This is a genomic window from Bradyrhizobium sp. SZCCHNRI3043, assembly GCF_032377735.1.
GTDB lineage: Bacteria > Pseudomonadota > Alphaproteobacteria > Rhizobiales > Xanthobacteraceae > Bradyrhizobium.
In genome coordinates, this window is sequence record NZ_JAUHID010000008.1 from 136,752 (window position 1) to 162,349 (window position 25,598).

Here is a 25,598-nt window from a genome sequence, read left to right on the forward strand (position 1 = left end):
AAATTCTCACGCGCTAGCCATCAATTTCGTAAGGGCTGTCACGACGGGCCATGCAGCTTTCTCCAACACTGTCTCCGAAACTGTTCGGCCGCGACGTCAGATGCGTGCGCGGCGGCCGCGAGGTGTTCGCAGGACTTGCGTTCGAAGCGCTCGCGGGCGAGGCGCTGGCGGTGACCGGACACAATGGTGCGGGCAAGACATCACTGCTGCGGCTGATCGCCGGCCTACTGCTGCCGGCGGGCGGCTCCATCGCCATCGAGGGCGGCGAAGGCGAGTTGACGGTGCCCGAGCAGGCGCACTATCTCGGCCACCGCGACGCGCTGAAGCCGGCGCTCAGCGTGCGCGAAAACCTGACCTTCTGGGCCGAATTCCTCGGCGGCGGCGTCACGCGGCCGATCCCCGACTGTTTGGCGGCGGTGGGCATCGCGCACGCCATCGACCTGCCCGCCGCCTATCTGTCCGCCGGCCAGCGCCGCCGCCTGTCGCTGGCGCGCCTGCTGGCCGTGCCGCGCCTGCTGTGGCTGCTGGACGAGCCGACCGCCGCGCTCGACATCGCCGGACAGGCGATGTTCGCCGGCCTGATGCGCGAGCATCTCGCTGGCGGCGGGCTGATCGTGGCCGCGACACATGGACCGCTCGGCATCGCCACGCGCGAGCTGCGGATCGGGGAGGCTCGATGATTCCCTCTCGCCTCTTCGCAGTCCCACCCACCGCTCTCTCCGTTCCCTCCCCCCTTGTGGGGGAGGGTCAGGGAGGGGGGTGCCCCACGACGCGCTCTAACTTGTTTGACGAGATTCGGTCGCACCAACCAACGTCCCATCGGCGCGCCGACCCCTCCCCCTTGCGGGGAGGGGTCGGGGGTGGGCGTCCACAACGGCAGCGTCACCCGGAGCCACCCCCCTCCCCAGCCCTCCCCCACAAGGAGGGAGGGAGCGCAGTTTGCGGGTGGAGGGAGCGTGGCTCACCATCTGCCATCAAGCAATCAGCCAAGGCCCTCCCCGCATGACCGCGCTCGGTGCCCTCATCCGCCGCGACATCCGGATCGCGCTGCGCATCGGCGGCGGCGCGCTGATCGGCGTGCTGTTCTTCCTCACCGTCGTGGTGCTGATGCCATTCGCGGTCGGGCCGGATCTGGCGCTCCTGACTCGGCTCGGCCCCGCCATCCTCTGGCTCGGTGCCCTGCTCTCCAGCCTGCTCACCCTGGACCGGCTGTTCACCGCCGACCACGAGGACGGCTCGCTCGACCTGGTCGTGATGAGCCGGACACCGCTGGAGCTGGCCTGCGCCGCCAAGGCGCTGGCGCACTGGCTCGCCGCCGGCCTGCCGCTGGTGATCGCGACGCCCGTGCTCGGACTGCTTCTCAATCTCGACGCCACCGCCACCGGCGCCGTCGCGCTGACGCTATTGGCGGGCACGCCTGCCCTGACCTTCATCGGCATGATCGGTGCGGCGCTGGCGGTGACCATGCACCGCGGCGGGCTGCTGCTGGCGGTCTTGGTGCTGCCACTATCGATCCCGGTGCTGATCTTCGGCGTCGCGGCGTCGCAGGCGGCCATCGTCGGTCCGCTTCCGTTCGGGGCGCCATTCTCGATCCTGTGCGCATTGTCGCTGGTGAGTTTCGTGATCGGCCCGTTCGCCGCTGCGACAAGCTTGCGGAACGGGCTGGATTGACCCACCGCCCGCCGAGGTTTGACCATGATCAACTCTTACCTAGTGGCGCCGTGCTGATTGCCTGCAACCGCTTCCGCCTTTAACAAGGGTCTCATGTCGCTGATCGACCTTGCCAATCCCACCCGGTTCCTCGGCCTCGCCGCACGGTTGCTGCCGTGGCTGGCGCTGGTCACGACCGCGCTGCTGGCTGCCGGCCTGTACCTCTCGGCGCTGGCGCCCGACGACTATCAGCAGGGCGCGACCGTCAAGATCATGTTCATCCACGTGCCCAATGCGTGGCTGTCGATGTTCGTCTGGGGCGTCATGAGCATCGCCTCGCTCGGCACCCTGGTATGGCGGCATCCGCTCGCCGACGTCGCCGCCAAGGCCGCCGCCCCGATCGGCGCCAGCTTCACGTTCCTCGCGCTGCTCACCGGCTCGCTGTGGGGCCGGCCGATGTGGGGCACCTATTGGGAGTGGGATGCCCGGCTGACCTCGGTGCTGATCCTGTTCCTGATGTATCTCGGCCTGATGGCGCTGTGGCGCGCGGTCGAGGATCCCACCCGCGCCGCCCGTGCCGCCGCCGTGCTGACGCTGGTTGGCGCCATCAACCTGCCGATCATCAAGTTCTCAGTCGACTGGTGGAACACGCTGCATCAACCCGCGTCGGTGATGCGGATGGGCGGTCCGGCGCTCGACAAATCATTCCTGATCCCGCTGCTGGTGATGGCAATCGGGTTCACGTTCCTGTTCGTGACGCTGCATGTCGCGGCGATGCGCAACGAGATCCTACGTCGTCGTGTGCGCAGTCTGCAGATGATGCAGGCGCGCGCCTACACGACGACCGCACCAGCCGACGATCCGGCCGGCCAGATCGCGGGAGCGGCTTGATATGGACCTCGGCCCCTATACCTCCTTCATCGCCACCTCCTATCTTGCGGCGGCGCTGGTCGTGGTGGTGCTGATCGGCTGGATCGCCATCGACTACCGCACCCAGAAGGCGCGCTTGCGCGCGCTCGAGGATAGCGGCATCAGCCGCCGTTCCGGCCGCGCGGCAACGGACATCCAATGACTGAACAGGCTGCGACAGAGCCGGCGCCGCGCCGCCGCTCATTCCTCATGCTGCTGCCGCTCGTGGTGTTCCTCGGGCTGGCGGCGCTGTTCTGGTCGCGCCTCGGCAACGGCGATCCGTCAAGCATTCCGTCGGCGCTGATCGGCCGTCCAGCGCCGGCCACACTGCTGCCGCCGCTGCCGGAACTGGCCAGAGACGGCACCCCAGTGCCCGGACTCGATCCGGCGGCGCTCAAGGGCAAGGTCAGCATCGTCAACGTCTGGGCATCGTGGTGCGTGCCCTGCCACGACGAGGCGCCGCTGCTGGTCGAGCTCGGCCGCGACAAGCGCTTTCAGATCATCGGCATCAATTACAAGGATGGCGCCGACAACGCCCGCCGCTTCCTCGGCCGCTACGGCAATCCCTATGACGTCGTCGGCGTCGACGGCAATGGCCGCGCCGGCATCGAATGGGGCGTCTACGGCGTGCCCGAGACCTTCGTGGTCGGACGCGAGGGCACCATCGTCTACAAGCTGGTCGGCCCGATCACGGCGCAGAACATCGATGCGGTGTTGAAGCCGGAGATCGAGAAGGCGTTGAAGGCGGGATCGTAGTTCAGGCGTCGTTGCTAGCCAACGGGTCGGGGAAGCAATCCAGAGTCCTCGCGCAGCCCTGGATTGCTTCGTCGCTACGCTCCTCGCAAAGAGGGCACGGCGGAGCTACCCCTTGCTCACATCCCCCTCGGCCGCATCGCTGGCTTCGAGCGACGCGGGGTCCTGATGATAGCGCTTGATCAGCGGCATCTGGGCGATGGCGAAGATCATGGTCAGCGGCACGACCCCGAAAGCCTTGAAGCCGACCCAGAAATCGGTGCTCTGCGTGCGCCAGATGATCTCGTTCAGCACCGCCATCGCCGCGAAGAACAGCGCCCAGCGGAAGGTGAGGATGCGCCAGCCCACGGCCGTCAGGTTGAACATCTGATCGAACATGATCGCGATGAAGGAGCGGTTGAACAGCAGACCGCCGCCGAGCACAGCCGCGAACAGGCAGTAGATGATGGTCGGCTTGACCTTGATGAAGGTCTCGTCGTGCAGCACCAGGGTCAGCGTGCCGAACACGATGACGACGACGGCGGTCACCAGCGCCATCAGGGGCACGTGCCGCGTCACCACATAGGACGCGATCAGCGCCGCGATGATCGCCACCATGAACGCGCCGGTCGCAGCGAACAGATTGAACTTGGCGTTGACCACGAAGAACACGATCAGCGGACCGAGTTCGGTCGCGAGCTTGAACAGCGGATGCGGCTGGGTCTTGTCCATTCCATGTCCCGTTGGCTGTCATCATCCGCGGCTGCGGATGATCCAGTAGCCTCTGATGTCTCGTGGCGGAGGAGGCGCGCAACGGGCGGAAAGGCTCGCAGGCGCGCCGCACCGTGACGTCAATCCTCGATTCCCGCAATCGCCCGCGCGAAATCCTTGGCGGCGAACGGGGAGAGATCGTCGACCCCCTCGCCGACGCCGATGAAGTGCACCGGCAGCTTGAACTTCTCCGACAGCGCCACCAGGATGCCGCCGCGCGCCGTGCCATCCAGCTTGGTCATCACGAGACCGGTGACGCCTGCCGTACGATGAAACGCCTCGACCTGCGACAGCGCATTTTGTCCCACCGTCGCGTCGAGCACGAGCAGCACCGCATGCGGCGCCGACGCGTCGACCTTGCGAATGACACGCACCACCTTTTCGAGCTCGTTCATCAGCTCGGCCTTGTTCTGCAAACGACCGGCGGTGTCGATCAGCAGAATGTCGCGGCCCTGCTCCTTGGCCGCGGTGATGGCGGTGAACGCAAGGCTGGCCGAGTCCGAGCCCTGCGCGCCGGCGATGACCGGCGCCTTGGTGCGCTCGCCCCAGACCTTGAGCTGCTCGATGGCGGCGGCGCGGAACGTGTCGCCCGCCGCCAGCATCACCTGCCTGCCCTCGGACGCAAATTTCGCGGCCAGCTTGCCGATGGTGGTCGTCTTGCCGGAGCCGTTGACGCCGACGACGAGAATGACGAACGGCTTGTGGCCCGGCGCGATCTCGAGCGGCTTCGCCACCGGCGACAGCACCTTCTCGACCTCGGTCGCGACCACCGCCTTCACCTCGTCGGCGCTGATCGCCTTGTCGTAGCGGCCCGTCCCGACGGCCTCCGCAATCCGCGCAGCGACCTGGGTACCGAGATCGGCGCGCAGCAGCACGTCCTCGATGTCGTCCAGCATCGCGCGGTCGAGCTTGCGCTTGGTGACGAGATCGGCCACGGCCGTGCCGAGCGCGCCGGAGGTGCGCTTCAGGCCCGCGGACAGCCGCCGCCACCACGACAGCTTGGGTGTTTCGGAGGTGGTATCGTTCATGGCGTGGTGTTAGCCCTTTCCATTCGCAAACGAAAGCTCACACCCGCGTTACGGTTTCCATGGACATTAACCAACCCAGCGACGAGGAGATGCTCGCCCGCGTGCTTCATCGCGACGGGCTGATGCTGGTGATCGACAAGCCGGCCGGCATTCCCGTGCACAAGGGACCAAAGGGCGGACCGAACCTCGAAGCCTCGTTCGACGCACTGCGCTTCGGCCTGCCGCGCCCGCCGGTGCTGGCGCATCGGCTCGACAAGGAAACCTCGGGCTGTCTGGTGCTCGGCCGTCATCGCAAGGCAACGGCCTCGCTCGGGCTTTTGTTCAAGCACGGCAAGATTTCGAAGACCTATTGGGCGGTGGTCGAGGGCGGGCCTGACGCTGACGAGGGCGTGATCGAGCTGCCGCTCGGCAAGCTCAACGCCGAGCGCGGCTGGTGGCAGAAGCCGGATCCGCAAGGGCAGCCGGCGGTGACGAAATGGCGGGTGCTGGGGCGGTCGTATTCGCCTGCCAGGCAATCCCTGAACTCCCCTCCCACTCGTGGCAACGACCCGCCTCCGCCTACCGGCGGGGAGGGGTCGGGGGTGGGGGTCCCCACGGGCAGTGTCGCTTGGAGCCACCCCCCTCCCCAGCCCTCCCCCACAAGGGGGGAGGGAGCGCAGCTGCCAGGTGTAGAGTCAGTGCACTCCACTCGCGGTCCGCGGCTCACCTGGCTCGCCATGGAACCAGTGACCGGCCGCACCCATCAATTGCGCGTGCATTCGGCTGCGTCGGGCTGGCCGATCGTCGGCGACAACATCTACGGCAACGGCCCGCGCTTCGGCGAGCCGCGGCTGCATCTGCACGCGCGCGAGATTTCGATCCCGCTGTCGAAAAACAAGCCGCCGGTACACGTGGTGGCGCCGGCGCCGGTGCACATGCATGAGCGACTCAGGATGTGCGGGTGGAACGGGGAGTGAGCCGCCGCATCAGGCGCAAGCGAGACCTGGGCTCGCACCACACCTACCGCCGTCATCGCCCGGTTCAACCGGGCGATGACGGCGGGGGCGGGACTAACAGCCTGCCCCCATCACGACCTGACATCGTGAGGCGCTGCACGGTGCCCATCGTGTGACCCGCTACGGCCACCGGCAGATAATGCTCCGTCCGGCCCTGCGTCTCGCTCTCGATCAGCACCTCGCGCAGGCAGCCGATCTCCTGCTCCAACCGCCGCCGCAGCGCCGCTTCGCCCGCAATCCGCAGCCGCCGCGCCCGCTCGCGGATGACGGTGCCGTCCACCTGCGGCATGCGCGCGGCCGGCGTGCCCGGCCGCGGCGAATAGGGAAAGACGTGCAGGAAGGTCAGCCCGCATTCCTCGACAAGATCGAGCGAGCGCGCAAACATCTCCTCGGTCTCGGTCGGGAAGCCCGCGATCAGATCGGCGCCAAGCGCGATGTCCGGCCGCAGCCGGCGCACCTGAGCACAGAATGCGATGGCATCGGCGCGCGCATGCCGCCGCTTCATACGCTTCAGGATCAGATCGTCACCCGCCTGCAGCGACAGATGCAGATGCGGCATCAGCCTCGCATCATCAACGAGGGCATCGAGCAGGTCGGCATCCGCCTCGATCGAATCGATCGAGGAGATGCGCAGGCGCTTCAGCTCGGGCACGTGGCGCAGGATCTGCTTCACCAGCCGGCCGAGCTTGGGTGCGCCCGGCAGATCCGCGCCATAGCTCGTGAGGTCGACTCCGGTCAGCACGATCTCGGCATGGCCGCCCTCGCTCAGCGCGCTCACCTGATCGACCACGGCGCCCATCGGCACCGAGCGCGAATTGCCGCGGCCGAACGGGATGATGCAGAACGTGCAGCGATGGTCGCAGCCGTTCTGAACCTGGACGAAGACACGCGGCAGGCCCCGCTGGAAGCCATCGACCAGATGCGGCGCCATCTCCGTCACCGCCATGATGTCGGAGACGGCAACCTTCTCCGACGCATCGATGCCGAAGCGTGGCACGGCCAGCGCCTGTGTCGTCGCACGCCACGCGTCGGGCTGCAGCTTGTCGTCATTGCCGATGACGCGGTCGACCTCGGGCATGGAAGCGAACATGGTGGCCTGCGTCTGCGCGGCGCAGCCGGTCACGACGATGCGCGCCGCCGGGCGCTCGCGCTTCAGCTTGCGGATGGATTGGCGCGCCTGCGCCACGGCCTCGTTGGTGACGGCGCAGCTATTGATAACGATGGTGTCATCGGCGCCGGCCGCCTCGGCATGTTTCGCGATCAGCTCGGATTCGAACGCGTTCAGGCGGCAGCCGAAGGTGACGACGTCGACGCTCATGCGACGCTGGCGAACATCGACGGCTCGAACCGCCCCTCGAACTCGAATGCGGCGGTGCCCGTCATCAGCACGTGATCGTCGCGCTCGCGCCACTCGATCGTGAGCTCGCCGCCGGGCAGCGTCATCTGCACGATCCGGTTGGCGCGCTTCAGCCTGGCAGCCGCGACCGCGGTCGCGCAGGCCGCCGAGCCGCAGGCCTTGGTCAGCCCCGCGCCGCGCTCCCAGGTGCGCATCGTGATGTGGTCGCGATCGACGATGTGGGCGAGCGTGATGTTCGCACGCTCCGGGAAAATCGGATGGTTCTCCAGCAGCGGCCCGAAGCGCTCCAGATCATAGGCATTGACGTCGTCGACCCAGAACACCGCGTGCGGGTTGCCCATGTTGACGACCGAGGGCGAATGCAGGATCGGGGCATTGATCGGCCCGATCTGCAGCTCGATGTAGCGGGTGTCGCGGAACTCCTCGGCGAGCGGAATCTCCTGCCAGCCGAACTTCGGCACGCCCATGTCGACGGTGTAGAGGTCGGGCGCCGGCCCCTGCCAGCAGTTCAACAATCCGGCGCGGGTCTCGAACGTCGCGCTGGTCTGGCCGGTCTTGCCGAACACCTGGCGCACCACGCAGCGCATGCCGTTGCCGCAGGCGCCGGACTCCGATCCATCGTTGTTGTAGATGCGGATGAACGCTTCGGTGCCGTCGAGCCGCGGCGGCTGCAGCACCATCAGCTGGTCGTAAGGCACCCGGGATGCCACCGCCCGCGCCTCGTCCGGCGTGACGACATGCTTCACGTCGCGCAGATCGACCACGACGATCTCGTTGCCGATCCCGTTCATCTTGACGAAGCTGTGGTTGGCCAGCGCGCTCATGAAAATATCCAAATTGTGTCCGCCTTATATGGCGAATGGCGCGGCATTGACCAGCCTGCAGAGCGACATGACGCATCTGTCATGGGACGCCGCGCCGCCGAGCATGTTAGGACCGGTTCATTCGCCGGCACGAACCGGGCAAAGCAGCACGGCCACTGGAGAATAGTCGAATGAATCTCAGCACTTTCCGCCTCGTTCTGGCCGTGAGCTCGGTCGCGCTTCTGCTCGGCGGTACGTTCGCCCGGGCCCAGGCGCCGTCGGCCTCGCCGGCTCCGGCGGCCTCAGCCACGCCCGCACCGGCCCCGAGCGCGCTACCGGCCCCGGCGGTGCCGGCCTCTCCTGCGCCTGCCGCGTCGGCCAGTCCGGCGCCCGCGACCAGCCCGATGCCGGCCGCCAGCGCGAGCCCCTCGCCGTCGTCATCTCCGACCGCGGCCCAGTCCCCGGCCACGTCGCCGCCAGCCCAGGCGGCCGACGCCTTCGGCGACGAGATCAAGCTCGAGGCGAAGAAGGTTGTCCTCGTCAAGGGCACCGCCAATTGGGACAATGCGTTCGAAACGCTGATCGACTCCTTCAAAACGCTGTCGGCCACGCTGGACAAGCAGGGCATCAAGCCCGCCGGCAACGGCATGATCGTCTACACCTCGACCGACGACACCGGCTTCACCTTCCTGGCCGAGATGCCGATCGAGCAGGAGCCGAAGACGCTCGGCAAGGGCATGAGCATCGGCCAGTCGCCCGAGGGCAAGGCGCTGAAGTTCGTCCATCGCGGCTCCTACGACAACATGGACAACACCTACGAGGCGATCACCAACCACCTCGACGAGCGCCGGCTGGAGGCCAAGGACACCTTCATCGAGGAGTACCTGACCGACCCCTTGAAGACGGCCGAAGACAAGCTCGTCATCAACGTCTACGTGCCGCTGAAGTGAGCACCATGATCATCAGACCCATCCTCGCGGTCGCGCTCGCGACCAGCTTCGCAATGCCCGCCCTCGCGGATGACATCGCCCGGCAGGACACGCCGGCGATCACCGTCAGCGGCGAAGCCAGCGTGTCGGCGCCGCCGGATCTGGCGCAGATCGACGCCGGCGTGGCGTCCGACGCCAAGACCGCGCGCGAGGCGGCCGAGGCCAATAACGCCGCTATGGCCAAGGTGCTGCAGGCGCTCAAGCAGGCGGGGATCGCCGACAAGGACTATCAGACCTCGCGGCTGTCGCTGCAGCCGCAATATGCGCAGAACCGGCCGGCCCAGCCGGCCGTGACCGGCTATCGCGCCAGCAATCGCGTCACCATCAAGGTACGCGACGTCGCCAAGGTCGCCAGCGTGATCGACACGCTGGTCGCGGCCGGCGCCAACGATGTCGGCAACATCTATTTCAGCGTCGCCGAGCCGTCCAAGCTGCTCGACCAGGCGCGCGAGAAGGCCGTCGCAGACGCCCGCCGCAAGGCCGAGATCTACGCCAAGGCCGCCGGCGTGACGCTGGGCCAGCCGCTCAGCATCTCCGAGGACGGCACGCCCGCTCCGGTGTTCCGCGCCAAGACCTTCGCCGCACCGATGGCCGCGACGCCGACCCCGGTGGCGCAGGGCGAGGAGACATTGTCGATCACGGTCAACGTGACCTGGGCGATCAAGCCGGGGCAGTGAGGCGCACTCCCTTCGGCGCGGCCCATTCACGCGGGGTCGTGAACCCACAGCGCGACGACAAACTCGGTGTCGTCCCGGCCAACGCGCCGGGACCCATAATCCGCAGCGGATGTTGTCGTGCGAGATGGAGCTGCTGATCTTCGCAAAACTTGATCCGGTGGTGATGGGTCCCGGCGTTCGCCGGGACGACACCTTTTGTGGTTGCGACAGCGAGTCAGATCTCCACCACCTGCCCCGGCTTCAGCACGCCGAACCGCTCGCGCGGGATGCCGGCCTGGTCGAGCGCGGCGTGCAAGGCGTGGACCGGCGCATCGATCGCCTCGTCCGTCAGTTGGAACGTGCCGTGGTGATGCGCCAGCGCGGCCTCCGCGCCGCAATCCTGCAGCGCCTGGACGGCGTCCTCCGGGTTCATGTGCTGGTCGCGCATGAACCAGCGCGGCTCGTAGGCGCCGATCGGCAGGATGGCGAGCCTGATCGGCGCGTGCTGCTCCGCGACGCGGCGAAAATGCTTGCCCGTGCCGTAACCGGAATCGCAAACGATGTAGACCCTGCCGCGCGGCGTCTCCAGCACGAAGCTCGCCCACAGCGCCTTGTTGCGGTCGAAGAGCCCGCGCGCCGTCCAGTGCCGCGTCGGCACCAGGGTCACGGCGACCTCCTCGTTCAGCGTCACGCGATCGTGCCAGTCATAGGCCTCGGCGCGGATCTTGGAGTCAGCGTCGATCATCGTAAGGTCGTTGCCGAGCGGCGTGACGACCCGCGGCGAAAAGCGCGCGGTCAGCTTCGACAAGGTCCGGAGGTCGAGATGATCGTAGTGCCCGTGCGACACCAGCACGACGTCGATATGCGGCAGCCCCTCAAAGGCGATGCCGGGATCATTGTGCCGCCGGGGACCGGCGAACGCGAATGGCGACACCCGCTCCGACCAGACAGGATCGACCAGGATGTTGAGCCCGCCGGTCTGGACCAGCCAGCTGGCGTGGCCGATGAAGGACAGCCGCACGGTCTCGCCGTCGATCCGGTGCGGCGGCGTGTCGGCGTGCGGGCTCGCCGCCCAGGACGGCCAGCGGGAACGCTTGCGGTTGCGGTCGAACTGCCAGCGCAGCACCTGGGACAGGGATTTGGGCGGAACGCCGTCGGGATCGTAGAAGCGCTTGCCGTCGAAATGGTCGGTGACGGGGCCGGAATAGGTCCTGGAACGGCGCAGCAAGGTCGTCCTCGCGAGGAAAGCTGAACTGCGGCAAGAGGTAAGCGGCCCAGCGCAGTCCGGCAACGGCAGGGCGCGGAGCAAGTTTCCTTGACTTTTCCGCGCGCTGAGGCTTAAACTCCGCCGAATTTCGAAAAGCATCACTTTTCGAGCCACCGCCCGGCCCTGGAGGCCGGAGGTCACCGCCCGACAGCGCTATGCGCCCTCGGGCGCAAAATTGTTTGGGATTTCCGTTTCGGCACCATCTGCTGAAGCACACGCTGTCATCACCCGCGAAGGCGGGTGATCCAGTGCTCCGGGACGGCGCGGTTCCGACCGAGGCGCCACGGCGTCCTGGATGCCCCGCCTGCGCGGGGCATGACGGTGAGAGACATAGCGAGCGCCTGACAAGGGCAAAGGAAAACGGCATTGTTCGACAATCTGTCGGAAAGGCTTGGCGGCATTCTCGATCGGCTGACGGGGCGTGGTTCGCTCTCGGAGGCCGATGTCGACGCCGCGATGCGCGAGGTCCGCCGGGCGCTGCTCGAGGCCGACGTCGCGCTGGAGGTCGTCCGCAGCTTCACCGAGCGCGTGCGCGAGCAGGCGATCGGAGCCACCGTCGTCAAGTCGGTCACCCCCGGCCAGATGGTCGTCAAGATCGTCCATGACGAGCTGGTCAAGACGCTCGGCGACGACGGCCAGACCATCGACCTCAACGCCGTGCCGCCGGTGCCGATCATGATGGTCGGCCTGCAGGGCTCCGGCAAGACCACCACCACCGCCAAGCTCGCGCGCCGCATGGTCCAGCGCGACAAGCGCAAGGTGCTGATGGCCTCGCTCGACGTCTACCGTCCGGCCGCCATGGAGCAGCTCGCGGTGCTCGGCCGCGACCTCGACATCCCGACGCTGCCGATCGTCGCCGGCCAGATGCCGCCGCAGATCGCGCGCCGCGCCATCGAGGCCGCCAAGCTCGGCGGCTACGACGTGGTGCTGCTCGACACCGCCGGCCGCACCACGCTAGACGAGGACATGATGAAGGAGGCCGCCGAGATCAAGGCGGTCGCCAACCCGCACGAGGTGCTGCTGGTCGCGGATTCGCTGACCGGCCAGGACGCCGTCAATCTCGCCCGCGCCTTCGACCAGCGCGTCGGCCTCACCGGCATCGCGCTGACCCGTATCGACGGCGACGGCCGTGGCGGTGCGGCGTTGTCGATGCGCGCCGTCACCGGCAAGCCGATCAAGCTGCTCGGCACCGGCGAAAAGACCGACGCGCTAGAGGATTTCTATCCCTCGCGTATCGCCGGCCGCATCCTCGGCATGGGCGACATCGTCTCGCTGGTCGAGAAGGCCGCGGCGAACATCGACGCCGAGAAGGCCGCGCGCGCCGCCGAGCGGATGCGCAAGGGCCAGTTCGACCTCAACGACATGCGCGAGCAGCTGCAGCAGATGGCGCAGATGGGCGGCATCGGCGGGCTGATGGGCATGATGCCCGGCATCTCGAAGATGAAGAACCAGATCGCCGCCGCTGGCATCGACGACAAGATCCTCAAGCGCCAGGTCGCGATCATCGATTCGATGACGCGCGAGGAGCGCAAGCATCCCGACCTGCTCAAGGCGAGCCGCAAGAAGCGCATCGCCGCCGGCTCCGGCCAGAGCGTCGAGCACGTCAACAAGCTGCTCAAGATGCACCGGAACATGGCCGACGTGATGAAGGCCATGGGTTCCGGCAAGCGCGGCCCGCTGGCTGGCATCGCCCAGGCGATGGGTTTTGGCGGCGGTGGCGGCATGCCGTCACCGGATCAGCTCAAGGCGCTTGCGGAAAAGATGCCGGGTGGCATGCCCGGCGGCGGGCTGCCGAACCTGCCGAAGGATCTGCCCGCCGGCCTGCGCGGCGGACTGCCGAATCTCCCCGGCCTCACCGGTCTCAGCGGCAAGCCGACGCTTCCTGGTCTTGGCCTCCCTCCGGGGAAGAAGAAATGATCTCACTCCCGTCATTGCGAGGCGCGAAACGGCGAAGCAATCCAGAGTCGCGCACGCCGCTCTGGATTGCTTCGCTTCGCTCCCAATGACGACCTCTTCCAACTTTCAAACCGATATATCGACCTCAAAGGAGAACTTTCATGTCCGTCGTTATCCGTCTCGCCCGTGCCGGCACCAAGAAGCGCCCGGTCTATCACGTCGTCGTCGCCGACTCGCGCTTCCCGCGTGACGGCCGGTTCATCGAGCGTCTCGGCTACTTCAATCCGCTGATGCCGAAGGACAACGAGGCGCGCCTCAAGCTCGACATGGAGAAGGTGAAGGGCTGGCTCGCCAAGGGCGCGCAGCCGTCCGACCGCGTCGCCCGCTTCCTCGACGCCGCCGGCGTCAAGAAGCGCGAAGCCCGCCAGAACCCGATCAAGGCCGTGCCGCGCAAGGAGCGCAAGGCGCAGGCCGAAGCCGCCGCCAAGGGCTAAGGTCGTTGACGAGCGCGGACTCATGCTTCGAGACGCACGGCTTGCGCCGTGCTCCTCAGCATGAGGAACTGGCTCCTCCTCCTGAGGAGCGCGCGTTCGAGCGCGTCTCGAAGGACGAGGCACGCTGATGTCCAAGCTCATTTGTGTCGCCAGAATCGGCGCCGCGCACGGCGTGCGCGGCGAGGTTCGCTTATGGGCTTTCACCGAGGATCCGCTGGCCGTGCTGCATTACGGCCCGCTCACGACCAAGGACGGCAGCCGTTCGTTCGAGGTCGCGAAAGCGCGCGAGGCCAAGGACCATCTGGTCGCAACCATCAAGGGCGTCACCGACCGCAATGCGGCCGAACGCCTCAACGGGCTCGAGCTCTACGTGCCCAGAGACCGCCTGCCCGAGACGGCTGACGACGAATACTACCACGCCGACCTGATCGGCCTCGCCGCGGAGACCGCTGACGGCGCGCAGCTCGGCCGCGTGCTCGCCATCCATAATTTCGGCGCCGGCGACATCATCGAGATCGCCCCGCCCTCGGGCAACACATTGATGCTGCCGTTCACCAATGCGGTGGTGCCGACGGTCGATCTTGCCGGCGGCCGCGTGATCATCGAGCTGCCAGCGGAGATCGAGGGCGATGATGAATCGGCCTCGGATGAGTTGGCCTCGGATCAAGACGACGCCGCCTCAAACTCCGCTCGTCGTCCCCGCGAAAGCGGGGACCCATAACCACCGCAGCTGGTTGGTTCACGCGGGATTGACCGCCTGCCTGTTTCAAACATCACGCAGTATGGGTCCCGGATCGGCGCCGCGACGCGCGGGTACGCGTCACGGCTTGTCCGGGACGACACCGGTAATGGAGAGTTGCATCAGTTGGCCAGCGCCGCTGCGGGGGCTCGATCTCACCGCGCCGGTGCCGTAACAGAGCATCATGACCGCTTCGCCTTCCGCCCCTCCCACGCCCTGGCACGCCACCGTGCTTACCCTGTTCCCGGAGATGTTCCCAGGGCCGCTTGGCGTCAGCCTGGCCGGCCGGGCGCTGGCGTCCGGCATCTGGGCGCTGGAGGCGCGCGACATCCGGGCGTCGGCCACCGACAAGCACCGCAGCGTCGATGACACCCCCGCCGGCGGCGGGCCCGGCATGGTGCTGCGGGCCGACGTGCTGGCCGCCGCGATCGACGCCGCTGCCATCGCGCCTGAGCGGCCGAGGCTGCTGATGAGTCCGCGCGGTCGGCCCCTGACACAGGCCTTCGTCCGCGAGCTCGCGGCCGGTCCAGGCCCGCTGATCGTCTGCGGTCGCTTCGAAGGCATCGACCAGCGCGTCATCGATGCCCGCTCGCTGACCGAGGTCTCGATCGGCGACTACGTGCTGTCGGGCGGCGAGATCGCCGCCCTGGTGCTGATTGACGCCTGCGTCCGGCTGCTCCCAGGCGTGATGGGCAAGCTCGAATCGGGCACCGACGAGAGTTTTTCCGATGGCCTACTTGAATACCCGCAATACACCCGGCCCCAGCTATTCGAAGGCCGGACCATTCCGGATGTGCTCACCTCGGGTGACCACGCCAAGGTCGCCGCTTGGCGCCGCGCCCAGGCCGAGGCGCTGACTGAAGCGCGAAGGCCGGATTTGTGGGCCGAATGGCAGGCGCGCGACGGCCGAGAACAAAGAGGGACCGGCCAAAAAGAGCCAAAAAGCACGACAGACGGGTGACAAGCCTCGCGCTTTGGCTTATAGGAGCGCCCAATTCCGCAAGTGACGGCAGGAACAAGCGCAGCCCCCGCGTGACCCGGCTGGGCGCGCCGCCGATGGAGATTTACCCGTGAACCTGATTCAGCAGCTCGAAAAAGAGCAGTTCGACAAGCTGTCCGCCAACAAGACCATTCCGGAGTTCGGCCCAGGCGACACCGTGATCGTCAACGTGAAGGTGGTCGAAGGCGAGCGCACGCGCGTGCAGGCCTATGAGGGCGTCTGCATCGGCCGGTCCGGCGGCGGCATCAACGAGAGCTTCACCGTGCGCAAGATCTCCTATGGCGAGGGCGTGGAGCGCGTGTTCCCGATCCTCTCCCCGATGATCGATTCGATCAAGGTCGTGCGCCGCGGCAAGGTGCGTCGCGCCAAGCTGTATTACCTGCGTCAGCTGCGCGGCAAGTCGGCCCGCATCGTCGAGAAGCAGGACCGGCAGCAGACCGCCGTCAACGAGTAATCGTTGCTTTCAGTGGGTTGACGGAGAGCGCGGGCTGGTCCCGCGCTTTTTCTTTTACGCTGCTGTCATTCCGGGGCAGCCCCGAAGGGGCTGAGCCCGGAATCTCAAGATGGCCTGATCACCTCGGGATTCCGGGTTCGCGTCTTCGACGCGCCCGGAATGGCGGCGGAGAGATCGCGCGTCCTCACCGCGACAAACGCATCTCGCACTCCCCGGCGTGCGTGCTATATATCCCTCTGAAATGGTTCTAGATCGCACCAGCATGGCCTGTCGCCGCGTCGTCATCGACGATCGCCGCCGGCTGCCCGGGCGGTTCTTCGGACGCTTCGCCACCTCGGCGACATCAGAGCTTAGGCGCGCGCTGTAAGCCGCAGCGCCATTCCTGATTGTTCACGCGTGCCCCTCACGCGTCCTGTTTCAAACCTTAAATTCCCGGGAGCATTCGCTCATGTCGAAACCCACTACGCTGTACGACAAGATCTGGAACGACCATCTGGTGCACGAAGCCGAGGACGGCACCTGCCTGCTCTACATCGACCGTCACCTGGTGCACGAGGTCACCTCGCCGCAAGCGTTCGAAGGCCTACGCGCCACCGGCCGCAAGGTGCATGCACCGGAGAAGACGCTCGCCGTCGTCGACCACAACGTGCCGACCACCGACCGCACCAAGCCGAACCCTGATCCGGAGAGCATCGAGCAGATCAAGGCGCTCGCCGAGAACGCCAAGGAATTCGGCATCGAATATTACAACGAGTTCGACCGCCGCCAGGGCATCGTTCACGTCATCGGCCCCGAGCAGGGTTTCACGCTGCCCGGCACCACGATCGTCTGCGGGGATAGCCACACCTCGACGCACGGCGCGTTCGGCGCGTTGGCGCACGGCATCGGCACGTCCGAGGTCGAGCACGTGCTGGCGACGCAGACGCTGATCCAGAAGAAGGCCAAGAACATGCGCGTCACGGTCGACGGCCAATTGCCGGACGGCGTCACGGGCAAGGACATCATCCTCGCGATCATCGGCGAGATCGGCACCGCCGGTGGCACCGGCTACGTGCTGGAATATGCCGGGGACGCCATCCGCGCGCTGTCGATGGAAGGCCGCATGACCGTCTGCAACATGTCGATCGAGGGCGGCGCACGAGCCGGCTTGGTCGCGCCCGACCAGAAGGCGTTCGACTTCCTGCGCGGCCGTCCCAAGGCGCCGAAGGGCGCGGCCTGGGATGCGGCGATGCGCTACTGGGAGACGCTGCGCTCCGACGACGGCGCACATTTCGACCATGAGCTCCGGCTCGACGCCGCCAAGCTGCCGCCGATCGTGACCTGGGGCACCTCGCCCGAGGACGTGATCTCGGTAACCGGCGTTGTGCCCGATCCGGACAAGATCGCCGACGAGGCCAAGCGCATCTCCAAGCATCGCGCGCTGAAGTACATGGGCCTGACCGCGGGCACCAAGATCACCGACATCAAGCTCGACCGCGTCTTCATCGGCTCCTGCACCAATGGCCGCATCGAGGATCTGCGCGCTGCCGCCAAGATCGCCGAGGGCAAGACCGTGAGCGGCCACGTCAATGCGATGGTCGTGCCGGGCTCGGGCATCGTCAAGGAGCAGGCGGAAGCCGAGGGCCTCGACAAGATCTTCATCAAGGCCGGCTTCGAATGGCGCGAGCCAGGCTGCTCGATGTGCCTCGCCATGAACCCGGACAAGCTGGCGCCCGAAGAGCGCTGCGCCTCGACCTCGAACCGAAATTTCGAGGGACGCCAGGGCTTCAAGGGCCGCACCCACCTGGTGTCGCCGGCGATGGCTGCGGCGGCCGCGATCGCAGGACACTTTGTCGACGTGCGCGACTGGCGCTGACGTCATCTCGCTGCTTCACATCCGGCACGGCGGCCGGTCTACAAACGAGCGCGATGGCTTCACCCAGCCGTCGCGTTTTTCATTTCACCTCAACATCGACACAGTTCGGCAATGGCTTCTTAAGTCTCAGCGCGCACAATCCTACCGCCGGACGCGCTGCGTCTGCAGAGGAACGTGCCGAGGAGCCTGACATGGCCGACAAGCCGGAATACGTCGACCTCATCCGTGATGCGACGCGCCAACGCCGCAAGACACCGCCCGCCAAGATCATTGCCCAGCCCGAGGCTCCGAAGGAGGAGCGGCGGCTGTCGAACTGGCCGCCCGGCCGCTTTGCCAAATGGCGCCTGGAAACGCTGGTGCCTTGGAAGCTGAGCGTGAGGAACTGGCAGTTCAAGGACTGGCTCTGACCGCCGCGCCCCACTCATCCCCTTGAAATGAGAGAAGGACGCCGTTGAGCGTCCTTCTCTGTCTCGTTCGAACTTCAGACACCGTCAGTAGTAGCGCCAATGGTGCCGGTGGTGGCGATGATGCCACCGGTGATAAGGACGCCAGTGATGACCCCGCCAATGCCGATAGTGGCAGATGCGGCGCGGCCCGTAATAGGTCCAGACGACGCGACAACGGCGATAAGGATAGTAGTAGCCCGACGTATAGACCGGCGTGTAGTAGCTGCGATAGCCGTAGAAGTGCCGACGGTGGTGATGGAAGTACGGCCGGTAGGCATAGTGTGGACGATAATGATAGCCGCCGCCATGGAACACCGGCCGCGGGCCGAATCCGCCGTGAAAGGCCGGGCCGCCGCCGTGGAAGACGGGACGCGGACCACCGCCTCCGAAGGCGTGGCCGCCGCCGCCATGGAACGCTGGGCCACCGCCGCCGCCGTGGAAGGCCGGTCCGCCATGAAATCCACCACCGCCGGGATGTCCGCCGCCGCCACCCCCGCCATGGCCGCCGGGGCCTCGGACCTGAACAGCCAACACGTCGGAGGGCGCCTGCGTCGCAGGTCCGGCGCCGGGACTCACCGGCGACATCGCAAGCGCCGGCCGGCCGGACGCGCCGGCCAAGAGAAACAATGTCGCCGCCGCAAGACTGAGGCGACGAGCCAGACCAGCGCGCTGGTCCTTCATCCTCATCATGGTCCCTTCTCCCTGAATGCCGTGCAACGATGGACCCATGCAGCGCCGATGCTGGTCGTCCGATCGGTGGATTGGCGCGCCCCAACATGAACGTAGAGATAGCGACGTGAATGCGGCATGAATGATGCTCGTCAGTGATGCACGGTGTACGCGCATCTGCGGCGTGGCGTCGCGGCGGAGGAGATGCACGTGAGCCTCTACGTCGTTGTGCAACTCAGGATCACGGATGCCGACGCAAGGGCTGACGCGCTGCTCGTGCGGGGACTTCGCAACTAACCACGCGCAGGCATTTGCTCCGCGAACGCGACGCGCTGACATGGCCTCAATCGTAGAACGGCGTGAATAGAACCAAGGGGCCCGGCGGATAGGCCGGCGCGTAGTCCGTGGGACGGTCAAGATAGTGGGGCACCTCCGCCGTCGACACCACGGGCTTCACTCTGCGACCCTCCCGGCGCGGGCCAGGATCCGTTGCGGTCTGACGCGCCTGCGTGACGGCGGGGCCTGCGGCGACAGGAGAGGTGGCAGCGGAACTCGCGAGCAGCATCGCCACCGTGACGATGCCGATCCCGAGCCAGGTTCTGTTGACTGATGGTTTCATGGCGAACCTCGTTGTCAGCCCCCATCAACGTACAGGCCCGCAAAGCGGGCCTGTTTGATTTCGGTCATTGTCTCGATCGGCCGGAAAGCGCGGCTTACCAGCGGCCGTGATGGCGATATCCGTAGTGATGCGGCCGCCAGTGATGCCGCGGATGATAGTAATGCCGAGGATAGTAGTGGCGCCGGGGATGCCAATGGTGGCGGCCGTGCCAATGCGCCTGCGTGGTCTCCTGCGCCGTGCCCTGCTGCACCGCGGTCGCGGTGCCCGGATTGATCAGCGACAGCGCCTGCGCGCGTTCGGCGGGGGCAGCCATCGCGAGAACGGCGCCAACCGCCGCGATGCCCAACAGCTTCATCACAGTCATGAACTTCTCCCTCGATCGCCTGACATCACGTCCGGCACCGTACATTCCGCCTTGTCAGTTGCCTGAAGGGCGGCCGCAGCAGCGCGACGCAGACCAGTCTCGAACGAGCGACGTGAATGGGACATGAAGACCTGCGCAGGAGCAGAATGCCGATATGTCGCACATGGTTCCACCGCAGTGCGCGACATATCGGCACTGTGTCCGGACGGTGACGTCGCCGCGCTCGATCCGCGCCTCGCCGCGCCGCCAAGCAGCGCAGTGCGCGGGACCAGCAGTCAGCCGCGTCGCCAGACGCAACTCATATGCGGGACGATCACGGTGCCGCTCGGCCGATGCTCTGGAACATAGGTGGCATCGCATACACGAACCGCGTTCGGACCCGGATTGAAGCGCGGCACCACATCGGGCTGCCAATGGCCCTCGTAGCGCGGATAGATCTGGATCCGTCGTTGCCGACGCTGCGCGGAGAGATCCGTGCTCATCTCGCTCTGGACGGCGCCGCGTACGCCCGCGGCCTGCTCCGCTTGCGCTCCCGCCGAGATCGAGATCACGACCGCCGCGGCCAGCGCCGTCCCGGCCAGCACCATCGACATCTGTCTCATCTGTCCCCAACCCCCAATTCGCGCGCCAAGACGGTCGCCGTTTTCATCCCCTGCGTCAACCGGCGCCGCCCCACATGTCATAGAACCAAGATGCAAGATGATCAAAGCCGGGCTAGAAGGCGGCAATGTGGACGGATCTGAAAGCCCCATCGCTCGCCGACATGGAAGTCATGGCGCACGAGATGTTCGAGCGTCTGCCCGAGCATTTTCGCAGGCTTTGCGAGGGCGTCATCATCCGGGTCGACGACTTTCCGACCGAGGAGGTGCTCGACGAGATGCAGGCCGAAAGCGAGTTCGACCTGCTCGGCCTGTTCCAGGGCACGGGACTGCCGTTTCGCAGCAATGACGACCTGCCCCGGCTGCCCAACATGATCTGGCTCTACCGCCGTCCGATCCTGGATTACTGGGCCGAGCACGACGAGAGTCTTGGGCACATCGTCCGCCACGTCCTGATCCACGAAATCGGCCACCATTTCGGAATGTCCGACGACGACATGGAGGCGATCGAGGCGTCCGTCGACTGACGACCCGGCCGATAGCACCGGGATTTTGACTTTATCCGCCCTGCCGTTCGGGCTAAACAGCGGCCTGCCCGTATTCTCGAAGGTGCCCCGATGGACAAGTTCACCACGCTGGAAGGCGTCGCCGCGCCGCTGAAGATCATCAATGTCGACACCGACATGATCATCCCCAAGCAGTACCTGAAGACCATCAAGCGCACCGGCCTCGGCAAGGGCCTGTTCTCGGAGCAGCGCTACAAGGACGACGGCAGCGAGAACCCGGATTTCGTCCTCAACCAGCCGGCCTACCGCAATTCCAAGATCCTGGTCGCCGGCGACAATTTCGGCTGCGGCTCGAGCCGCGAGCACGCCCCCTGGGCGCTGCTCGATTTCGGCATCCGCTGCGTGATCTCGACCTCGTTCGGCGACATCTTCTACAATAACTGCTTCAAGAACGGCATTCTGCCGATCCGCGTGTCGCAGGCCGATCTCGACAAGCTGTTCGACGACGCCGAGCGCGGTGCCAACGCGACCTTGACGGTTGATCTCGCCAACGAGGAGATCCGCGGCCCCGACGGCGGCACCGTCAAGTTCGACATCGATCCGTTCCGCAAGCACTGCCTGCTCAATGGGCTCGACGACATCGGGCTGACGCTGGAGAAGAAGGCCTCGATCGACAGCTACGAGGCCAAGCTGGCCGAGCGCGCCTGGGCCTGAGCCCCGCTTGAAGGCAGAGAGTTCGCGGGCCCCGGACCTCGTCCGGGGCCTTGTTTCGAGAGCAGCCCAGCAGGTCCGCCGTTGACGCGTGTATTGCCCGAGGTCGTCACCTTCTGGCGCGGGCCGCTCGACCGGCTGCGCCAGACCTGCCTGCGCTCGCAGCTCGCCGCCGGCCACAAGGTCACCGTCTACAGCTTCGATCCGCTGCCCGGCCTGCCCGACGGCGTCGGCAATGCCGAGGCCGAGGCGGTCCTTCCTTACGCATTCTCCGAACGTCTCAGGCCGCCGCAGCCCGACGGCAGCTGGCGCGATTGGACCACCTTGCAGTTCAGCGACTTCTTCCGGATGCGGCTGATGGCACAGCGCGCCGGCCTCTGGCTCGATGCCGACGTGCTGCTGCTCAGGCCGGTCGAGATCGATCCGGCTCTGCCCTACTTCGCCTGGGAGCGTCCGCGGCAGCTCGGCAACTCCGTGCTCTACCTGCCGCCGGACGATCCGATCGTCGCCGAGTTCGCTGCGCTGATGGCGCAGGACGAGCTGACGCCGAACTGGCTGTCGCTGCGTCATCGCCTCACCTATGCGATGCGCCGCCTGCGCGGCGGCTCCGACCGCCTCTCGGACATCCGCGTCGCCATCTTCGGCCCTGCCGCGCTGACGGCGCTGGCCCGCCGCCACGGCTCGCTGCGCCACGCGCTGCCGAAGCGCAGCTTCTACGCTGTCCATGCCGAGCCGAAGGCGTTCTTCGATCCCTCTGACTTCTCCGGCCTGATCGGCGATCCCGCGATCATCGGCCTGCACATCTCGCCGAAGGGCCGCGGCGGCGAGGCGCCGATCCCTGGCAGCCTCTATGCGTGGGCGGCCGAGCGATTTGCCCCGCGCTGACCTTCGCCGCGCAGCTTTGCAGCCTGCGCAGGACCGATTCGCTGCTTGATCTACCGCAACGTCCGCGCGTCCACCCGGTGATTGATTGCGAACAATCATCGGAGACGTGTCATGACCGTAGACGCCAAGCCCTATCCGCGGGTTCAGTTCCTGATCGATACGTTCGCGCAATGGCTCCGACACCGGCGTGAGCTGAGCGAGATCCGGCAGCTGGACCGCGACGATTTCGAGCGCATCGCGATGGACCTGCAGGTCACACCGGCGGATCTCGACGAGCTGGTCCGTCACGGCGAGCACGCCGCCGACGAGCTGCCCCGGATGCTGAAGGCGCTCGGCATCGACGAAGCCTCGCTGGGGCGCGCCGAGCCGCTGGTGCTGCGCGACATGGAGCGCGTCTGCGCCATGTGCAAGGACAAGCCGCGCTGCCATCGCGATCTTGCCGCCGGCACGAGCGCCGAGCACTATGAGGAGTACTGCCTCAACGCCCCGACCATCGACCGCCTGGGCACCGCCGCGGTCAAGCACTGATCGCCGTCTCCCTCCCACTGAGCGAAGCAACGCGATGAGCCTGCCCAAACTGTACCGCAACACCTGGCTCCATGTCGGCGTCGCGATCCTGCTCGCGCTCGGCGCGATGCTGCTGATCCGGCTGCACAATGCCGGCGGCGTGACGCCCGCGGCCGACAGCGTGCAGGCCGGCCGCAAGCTGGCGGAGGCCTGGTGCAGCACCTGCCACGCCATCGACACGAGCGGCGCGCGAAGCCAGACCACGACCGCCCCCGACTTTGTGGCCGTCGCCAACATGCCCTCGACCACCGAGCTGTCGCTCAAGGTGTTCCTGCAGAGCAGCCACCCGACGATGCCCAACGTCATCCTGACCGCCGAGCAGCGCGGCGACTTGGTCAACTACATCCTCAGTCTCCGCCGCATCTGACGCCTCACTTCGCCACAGCCGCGATCGCATCGGCGATCGCGATCGTGCGCCGCGCCATCTCGGTATGCAGCCGCTCGACCATGCGGCCGTCGATCTGGATCGCGCCGCGCGAAGCATTCTCCGGCAGCTCGAACGCGGCAATGATCTTGCGTGCCGCGGCGACCTCGTCGGCCGGCGGCGTGAAGATCGCGTTGCAGGCATCGATCTGGCCGGGATGGATCAGCGTCTTGCCATCGAAGCCGAGATCGCGGGCCTGGATGCATTCTTGCGCGAAGCCGTCGGTGTTGGCGAAGTCGCTGTAAGGCCCGTCCAGAATCTCCAGCCCATGGGCCCGCGTCGCCAGGATGCAGTGGCTGATCATCGGCAGCATCGTGGAGCGGCCCGGCAGCATGCGGATGCGGGTCTCGCGCGAGATGTCATTGGGACCGAACACGAAGCCGGCGAGCCGCGAGCCCGGCTCATGCACCGTGGCCGCGAGCAGATCGGCATCGAGCACGGCGCGCGCCGTCTCGATCATGGCCCAGACCTTCAGCGCCGGATCTGCCCCGACCTCGGCCAGACGATCCGTGACCAGACGAAGGTCCTCGACGGTCGACACCTTGGGAACGAGGATGCCGTCGGTCGCCGCTTGTCCGGCCATGGCGACGTCGTCGCTCCACCACGCCGTATCCAGGCTGTTGATACGGATCAGCAGTTCCCGCTTGCCGTAGCCATCGGCCGCCACCGCCTTGGCGATCTGGTCGCGGGCGGCGGCCTTGGCATCCGGCGCCACCGAATCCTCGAGATCGAGGATCAGCCCGTCGGCCGGCAGGTTCCGCCCCTTCTCCAACGCACGCGCATTGGAGCCGGGCATGAACAGGAGACTGCGGCGCGGGCGGATCATTTCGGCGTTTCCCTTGGTTTATCGACGCGGCCCGCGATACCATTTCGGGAGCCAGGCCGAAAGGCTTGTTCCCGGAAGGCGCATGTGTTTAGGCAAGGTCCATGATCTCGTTTCCGCAACGCCTGCTCGAAGGCTATCGCGCCTTCGCCACCCAACGCCTGCCGACCGAACAGAGCCGTTACCTCGAGCTCTCGGAGCGCGGCCAGTCGCCCGAAGTCATGGTGATCGGCTGCTGCGACTCGCGCGTCTCGCCCGAGGTGATCTTCGACGTCGGCCCCGGCGAATTGTTCGTGCTGCGCAACATCGCCAATCTGGTGCCGATCTATCAGCCCGACGCCAACGCGCACGGCGTGTCGGCGGCGCTGGAATACGCCGTCACCGTGCTGAAGGTGAAGCACATCGTCATCCTGGGCCATGCCCAATGCGGCGGCATCCGCGCCTTCGTCGACAAGGCGGCGCCGTTGTCGCCCGGCGATTTCATCGGCCGCTGGATGTCGATGTTCATCAAGCCCGGCGAGATCGTCGAGCAGCGCACGCATGAGAGTTTCCAGGACTTCGTCACCCGGATCGAGAAGGCCGCGGTGTTCCGTAGCCTCGAGAACCTGATGACGTTCCCCTTCGTCCGCAGCCGGGTCGAGGCCGGCGACCTGCAGCTCCATGGGGCCTATTTCGGCGTCGCCGAGGGCTCGCTGTTCGTGCTCGACAAGGCGGCCAAGGAATTCAAGAGCGCGCGCGCTGGCGAATAGCGAATGGGAAGTAGCGAGGAGTTCACCGGCCCTATTCGCCATTCGCTCCTCGCTATTCGTCCCTGTTCAATGATCACCCGACCAGCGGTCCGACAGCGCGAGCATCACCGTCGACACCACGAAGGTCATGTGCACGCCGACCAGCCAGGCGAGCTTGGTCGAGTCGTAGCCGGCGTCGAGATTCATGAACGCCTTCAACAGCTGGATCGCCGAGATCGCGACGATCGAGGCGAGCAGCTTCTGCTTCAGCCCGGCGAAGTCGACCTTGGTCATCCATTCCGGCCAGTCCGGATGGCCGCCGGGATCGATGCGCGAGACGAAGTTCTCGTAGCCCGAGAACACCACGATCAGCACGAGATTGCCGGTCAGGCAGACGTCGATCAGGCTGAGCACGCCGAGGATGATGTCGCTTTCCTTGGCGGTGGGCAGATGAATGACGCTCTCCCACAGCAGCAACACGAACTTGAACAAGAGCACCGCGAGGCTGATGACGAGGCCGACATAGAACGGCGCCATCAGCCAGCGGCTCTTGAACAGGAAGCCTTCGAGGCCGCGCTCGACCGGACCCGGGACGTGCTTGGCGGCTTCCGGCGGCACCTTCTCGCTCATCGTGTCCCGCGTCCCACCCTGACGACGTCTCC

Annotated in this window: 32 protein-coding genes; 21 read left to right on the forward strand and 11 right to left on the reverse strand. The window is 66.6% G+C overall.

From position 1 onward, the window contains the following. The first annotated feature begins 50 nt into the window (after positions 1-50). From ccmA to QX124_RS18275, 5 genes are all read left to right on the forward strand, one after another. On the forward strand, positions 51-680 hold the full coding sequence (ccmA, locus tag QX124_RS18255; RefSeq protein ID WP_315797884.1) for a heme ABC exporter ATP-binding protein CcmA: 630 nt from the start codon (positions 51-53) through the stop codon (positions 678-680). A 322-nt stretch (positions 681-1,002) separates the two neighbouring features. Further along, a complete protein-coding gene (gene ccmB / locus QX124_RS18260; protein ID WP_315740697.1) occupies positions 1,003-1,671 on the forward strand; it encodes a heme exporter protein CcmB in 669 nt (222 codons plus the stop codon). Between the two features lie 93 nt (positions 1,672-1,764). After that, on the forward strand, positions 1,765-2,541 hold the full coding sequence (locus tag QX124_RS18265) for a heme ABC transporter permease (RefSeq protein WP_315740696.1): 777 nt from the start codon (positions 1,765-1,767) through the stop codon (positions 2,539-2,541). A gap of 1 nt (position 2,542) precedes the next feature. Further along, entirely contained in the window at positions 2,543-2,722 is a 180-nt protein-coding gene (gene ccmD / locus QX124_RS18270) for a heme exporter protein CcmD (protein WP_315740695.1), read from the forward strand. Further along, entirely contained in the window at positions 2,719-3,315 is a 597-nt protein-coding gene (locus QX124_RS18275) for a DsbE family thiol:disulfide interchange protein (protein WP_315797885.1), read from the forward strand. Before ccmD ends, QX124_RS18275 begins: the two co-directional genes overlap by 4 nt. A gap of 105 nt (positions 3,316-3,420) precedes the next feature. Here the strand turns inward: QX124_RS18275 and QX124_RS18280 are convergent, their stop codons facing one another. Both QX124_RS18280 and ftsY read right to left on the reverse strand, forming a co-directional pair. Next, positions 3,421-4,023, reverse strand: a complete 603-nt coding sequence (locus tag QX124_RS18280) for a septation protein A (RefSeq protein WP_315740693.1) — start codon at positions 4,021-4,023, stop codon at positions 3,421-3,423. Between the two features lie 119 nt (positions 4,024-4,142). Continuing rightward, entirely contained in the window at positions 4,143-5,090 is a 948-nt protein-coding gene (gene ftsY, locus QX124_RS18285) for a signal recognition particle-docking protein FtsY (RefSeq protein WP_315757133.1), read from the reverse strand. Between the two features lie 59 nt (positions 5,091-5,149). On the opposite strand from ftsY, the gene QX124_RS18290 reads away from it, so the two are divergent. Next, complete coding sequence (locus tag QX124_RS18290) at positions 5,150-6,046, forward strand: RNA pseudouridine synthase (protein ID WP_315797886.1); 897 nt, start codon at positions 5,150-5,152, stop codon at positions 6,044-6,046. A gap of 64 nt (positions 6,047-6,110) precedes the next feature. Here the strand turns inward: QX124_RS18290 and mtaB are convergent, their stop codons facing one another. Together mtaB and dapF are read right to left on the reverse strand one after the other, a co-directional pair. After that, positions 6,111-7,403, reverse strand: a complete 1,293-nt coding sequence (mtaB, locus tag QX124_RS18295; RefSeq protein WP_315797887.1) for a tRNA (N(6)-L-threonylcarbamoyladenosine(37)-C(2))-methylthiotransferase MtaB — start codon at positions 7,401-7,403, stop codon at positions 6,111-6,113. After that, positions 7,400-8,266: a diaminopimelate epimerase gene (gene dapF / locus QX124_RS18300; protein WP_315757130.1), complete on the reverse strand. Its 867-nt coding sequence runs from the start codon at positions 8,264-8,266 to the stop codon at positions 7,400-7,402. Before dapF ends, mtaB begins: the two co-directional genes overlap by 4 nt. Positions 8,267-8,436: 170 nt before the next feature. Between dapF and QX124_RS18305 the strand changes: the two genes are divergently transcribed. Further along, a complete protein-coding gene (locus QX124_RS18305) occupies positions 8,437-9,195 on the forward strand; it encodes a GyrI-like domain-containing protein (protein WP_315797888.1) in 759 nt (252 codons plus the stop codon). A gap of 5 nt (positions 9,196-9,200) precedes the next feature. Then, positions 9,201-9,911 (forward strand): SIMPL domain-containing protein, encoded by a 711-nt coding sequence (locus QX124_RS18310; protein WP_315797889.1) that lies wholly within the window; start codon positions 9,201-9,203, stop codon positions 9,909-9,911. A gap of 214 nt (positions 9,912-10,125) precedes the next feature. On the opposite strand, the gene QX124_RS18315 is transcribed toward QX124_RS18310, so the two are convergent. Continuing rightward, the gene (locus tag QX124_RS18315; protein WP_315797890.1) at positions 10,126-11,118 is read right to left on the reverse strand and encodes an MBL fold metallo-hydrolase; all 993 of its coding nucleotides are present in this window, start codon (positions 11,116-11,118) and stop codon (positions 10,126-10,128) included. 405 nt (positions 11,119-11,523) lie between these two features. Here QX124_RS18315 and ffh point away from each other — a divergent pair, with 405 nt between their 5' ends. From ffh to QX124_RS18350, 7 genes are all read left to right on the forward strand, one after another. Next, positions 11,524-13,074, forward strand: coding sequence for a signal recognition particle protein (gene ffh, locus QX124_RS18320; protein WP_315797891.1), 1,551 nt, complete (start codon positions 11,524-11,526; stop codon positions 13,072-13,074). A 140-nt stretch (positions 13,075-13,214) separates the two neighbouring features. Then, positions 13,215-13,547, forward strand: a complete 333-nt coding sequence (gene rpsP, locus QX124_RS18325) for a 30S ribosomal protein S16 (protein ID WP_008964221.1) — start codon at positions 13,215-13,217, stop codon at positions 13,545-13,547. Between the two features lie 127 nt (positions 13,548-13,674). After that, a complete protein-coding gene (rimM, locus tag QX124_RS18330; RefSeq protein WP_315797892.1) occupies positions 13,675-14,268 on the forward strand; it encodes a ribosome maturation factor RimM in 594 nt (197 codons plus the stop codon). A 202-nt stretch (positions 14,269-14,470) separates the two neighbouring features. Then, a complete protein-coding gene (gene trmD / locus QX124_RS18335) occupies positions 14,471-15,247 on the forward strand; it encodes a tRNA (guanosine(37)-N1)-methyltransferase TrmD (RefSeq protein WP_315797893.1) in 777 nt (258 codons plus the stop codon). A 109-nt stretch (positions 15,248-15,356) separates the two neighbouring features. Then, a complete protein-coding gene (gene rplS, locus QX124_RS18340) occupies positions 15,357-15,740 on the forward strand; it encodes a 50S ribosomal protein L19 (protein ID WP_015663536.1) in 384 nt (127 codons plus the stop codon). Positions 15,741-16,188: 448 nt separating this feature from the next. Continuing rightward, positions 16,189-17,595, forward strand: a complete 1,407-nt coding sequence (gene leuC / locus QX124_RS18345) for a 3-isopropylmalate dehydratase large subunit (protein ID WP_315797894.1) — start codon at positions 16,189-16,191, stop codon at positions 17,593-17,595. 191 nt (positions 17,596-17,786) lie between these two features. Next, positions 17,787-18,002 carry a hypothetical protein gene (locus QX124_RS18350; RefSeq protein WP_315715897.1) on the forward strand — a complete coding sequence of 72 codons (216 nt, stop codon included), beginning with the start codon at positions 17,787-17,789 and terminating at the stop codon, positions 18,000-18,002. 84 nt (positions 18,003-18,086) lie between these two features. Here QX124_RS18350 and QX124_RS18355 read toward each other — a convergent pair whose 3' ends face one another. The 4 genes from QX124_RS18355 to QX124_RS18370 form a co-directional block, all read right to left on the reverse strand. Further along, positions 18,087-18,731 carry a hypothetical protein gene (locus tag QX124_RS18355; protein WP_315740681.1) on the reverse strand — a complete coding sequence of 215 codons (645 nt, stop codon included), beginning with the start codon at positions 18,729-18,731 and terminating at the stop codon, positions 18,087-18,089. 322 nt (positions 18,732-19,053) lie between these two features. Continuing rightward, positions 19,054-19,329, reverse strand: coding sequence for a hypothetical protein (locus QX124_RS18360; RefSeq protein ID WP_315740680.1), 276 nt, complete (start codon positions 19,327-19,329; stop codon positions 19,054-19,056). Between the two features lie 94 nt (positions 19,330-19,423). Next, complete coding sequence (locus tag QX124_RS18365; protein ID WP_315770562.1) at positions 19,424-19,693, reverse strand: hypothetical protein; 270 nt, start codon at positions 19,691-19,693, stop codon at positions 19,424-19,426. A 275-nt stretch (positions 19,694-19,968) separates the two neighbouring features. Continuing rightward, positions 19,969-20,277 carry a hypothetical protein gene (locus QX124_RS18370; protein ID WP_409997714.1) on the reverse strand — a complete coding sequence of 103 codons (309 nt, stop codon included), beginning with the start codon at positions 20,275-20,277 and terminating at the stop codon, positions 19,969-19,971. Positions 20,278-20,420: 143 nt separating this feature from the next. On the opposite strand from QX124_RS18370, the gene QX124_RS18375 reads away from it, so the two are divergent. The 5 genes from QX124_RS18375 to QX124_RS18395 all read left to right on the forward strand — a co-directional run bounded on the left by QX124_RS18375 (position 20,421) and on the right by QX124_RS18395 (position 23,328). After that, complete coding sequence (locus tag QX124_RS18375; RefSeq protein ID WP_315740677.1) at positions 20,421-20,819, forward strand: metallopeptidase family protein; 399 nt, start codon at positions 20,421-20,423, stop codon at positions 20,817-20,819. Between the two features lie 90 nt (positions 20,820-20,909). Next, positions 20,910-21,512 carry a 3-isopropylmalate dehydratase small subunit gene (gene leuD, locus QX124_RS18380; protein ID WP_315770564.1) on the forward strand — a complete coding sequence of 201 codons (603 nt, stop codon included), beginning with the start codon at positions 20,910-20,912 and terminating at the stop codon, positions 21,510-21,512. 81 nt (positions 21,513-21,593) lie between these two features. Then, positions 21,594-22,394, forward strand: coding sequence for a hypothetical protein (locus tag QX124_RS18385; protein ID WP_315740676.1), 801 nt, complete (start codon positions 21,594-21,596; stop codon positions 22,392-22,394). A gap of 111 nt (positions 22,395-22,505) precedes the next feature. Continuing rightward, the gene (locus tag QX124_RS18390; protein WP_315740675.1) at positions 22,506-22,922 is read left to right on the forward strand and encodes a DUF6455 family protein; all 417 of its coding nucleotides are present in this window, start codon (positions 22,506-22,508) and stop codon (positions 22,920-22,922) included. A 34-nt stretch (positions 22,923-22,956) separates the two neighbouring features. Further along, positions 22,957-23,328, forward strand: coding sequence for a cytochrome c (locus tag QX124_RS18395; RefSeq protein ID WP_315781693.1), 372 nt, complete (start codon positions 22,957-22,959; stop codon positions 23,326-23,328). Positions 23,329-23,332: 4 nt separating this feature from the next. Here QX124_RS18395 and QX124_RS18400 read toward each other — a convergent pair whose 3' ends face one another. After that, positions 23,333-24,211, reverse strand: coding sequence for a CoA ester lyase (locus QX124_RS18400; protein ID WP_315797895.1), 879 nt, complete (start codon positions 24,209-24,211; stop codon positions 23,333-23,335). A 101-nt stretch (positions 24,212-24,312) separates the two neighbouring features. On the opposite strand from QX124_RS18400, the gene QX124_RS18405 reads away from it, so the two are divergent. Beyond that, entirely contained in the window at positions 24,313-24,957 is a 645-nt protein-coding gene (locus QX124_RS18405; RefSeq protein WP_315797896.1) for a carbonic anhydrase, read from the forward strand. Between the two features lie 66 nt (positions 24,958-25,023). Here the strand turns inward: QX124_RS18405 and QX124_RS18410 are convergent, their stop codons facing one another. Further along, complete coding sequence (locus QX124_RS18410) at positions 25,024-25,566, reverse strand: TIGR00645 family protein (protein ID WP_315770572.1); 543 nt, start codon at positions 25,564-25,566, stop codon at positions 25,024-25,026. Positions 25,567-25,598: the final 32 nt, after the last annotated feature.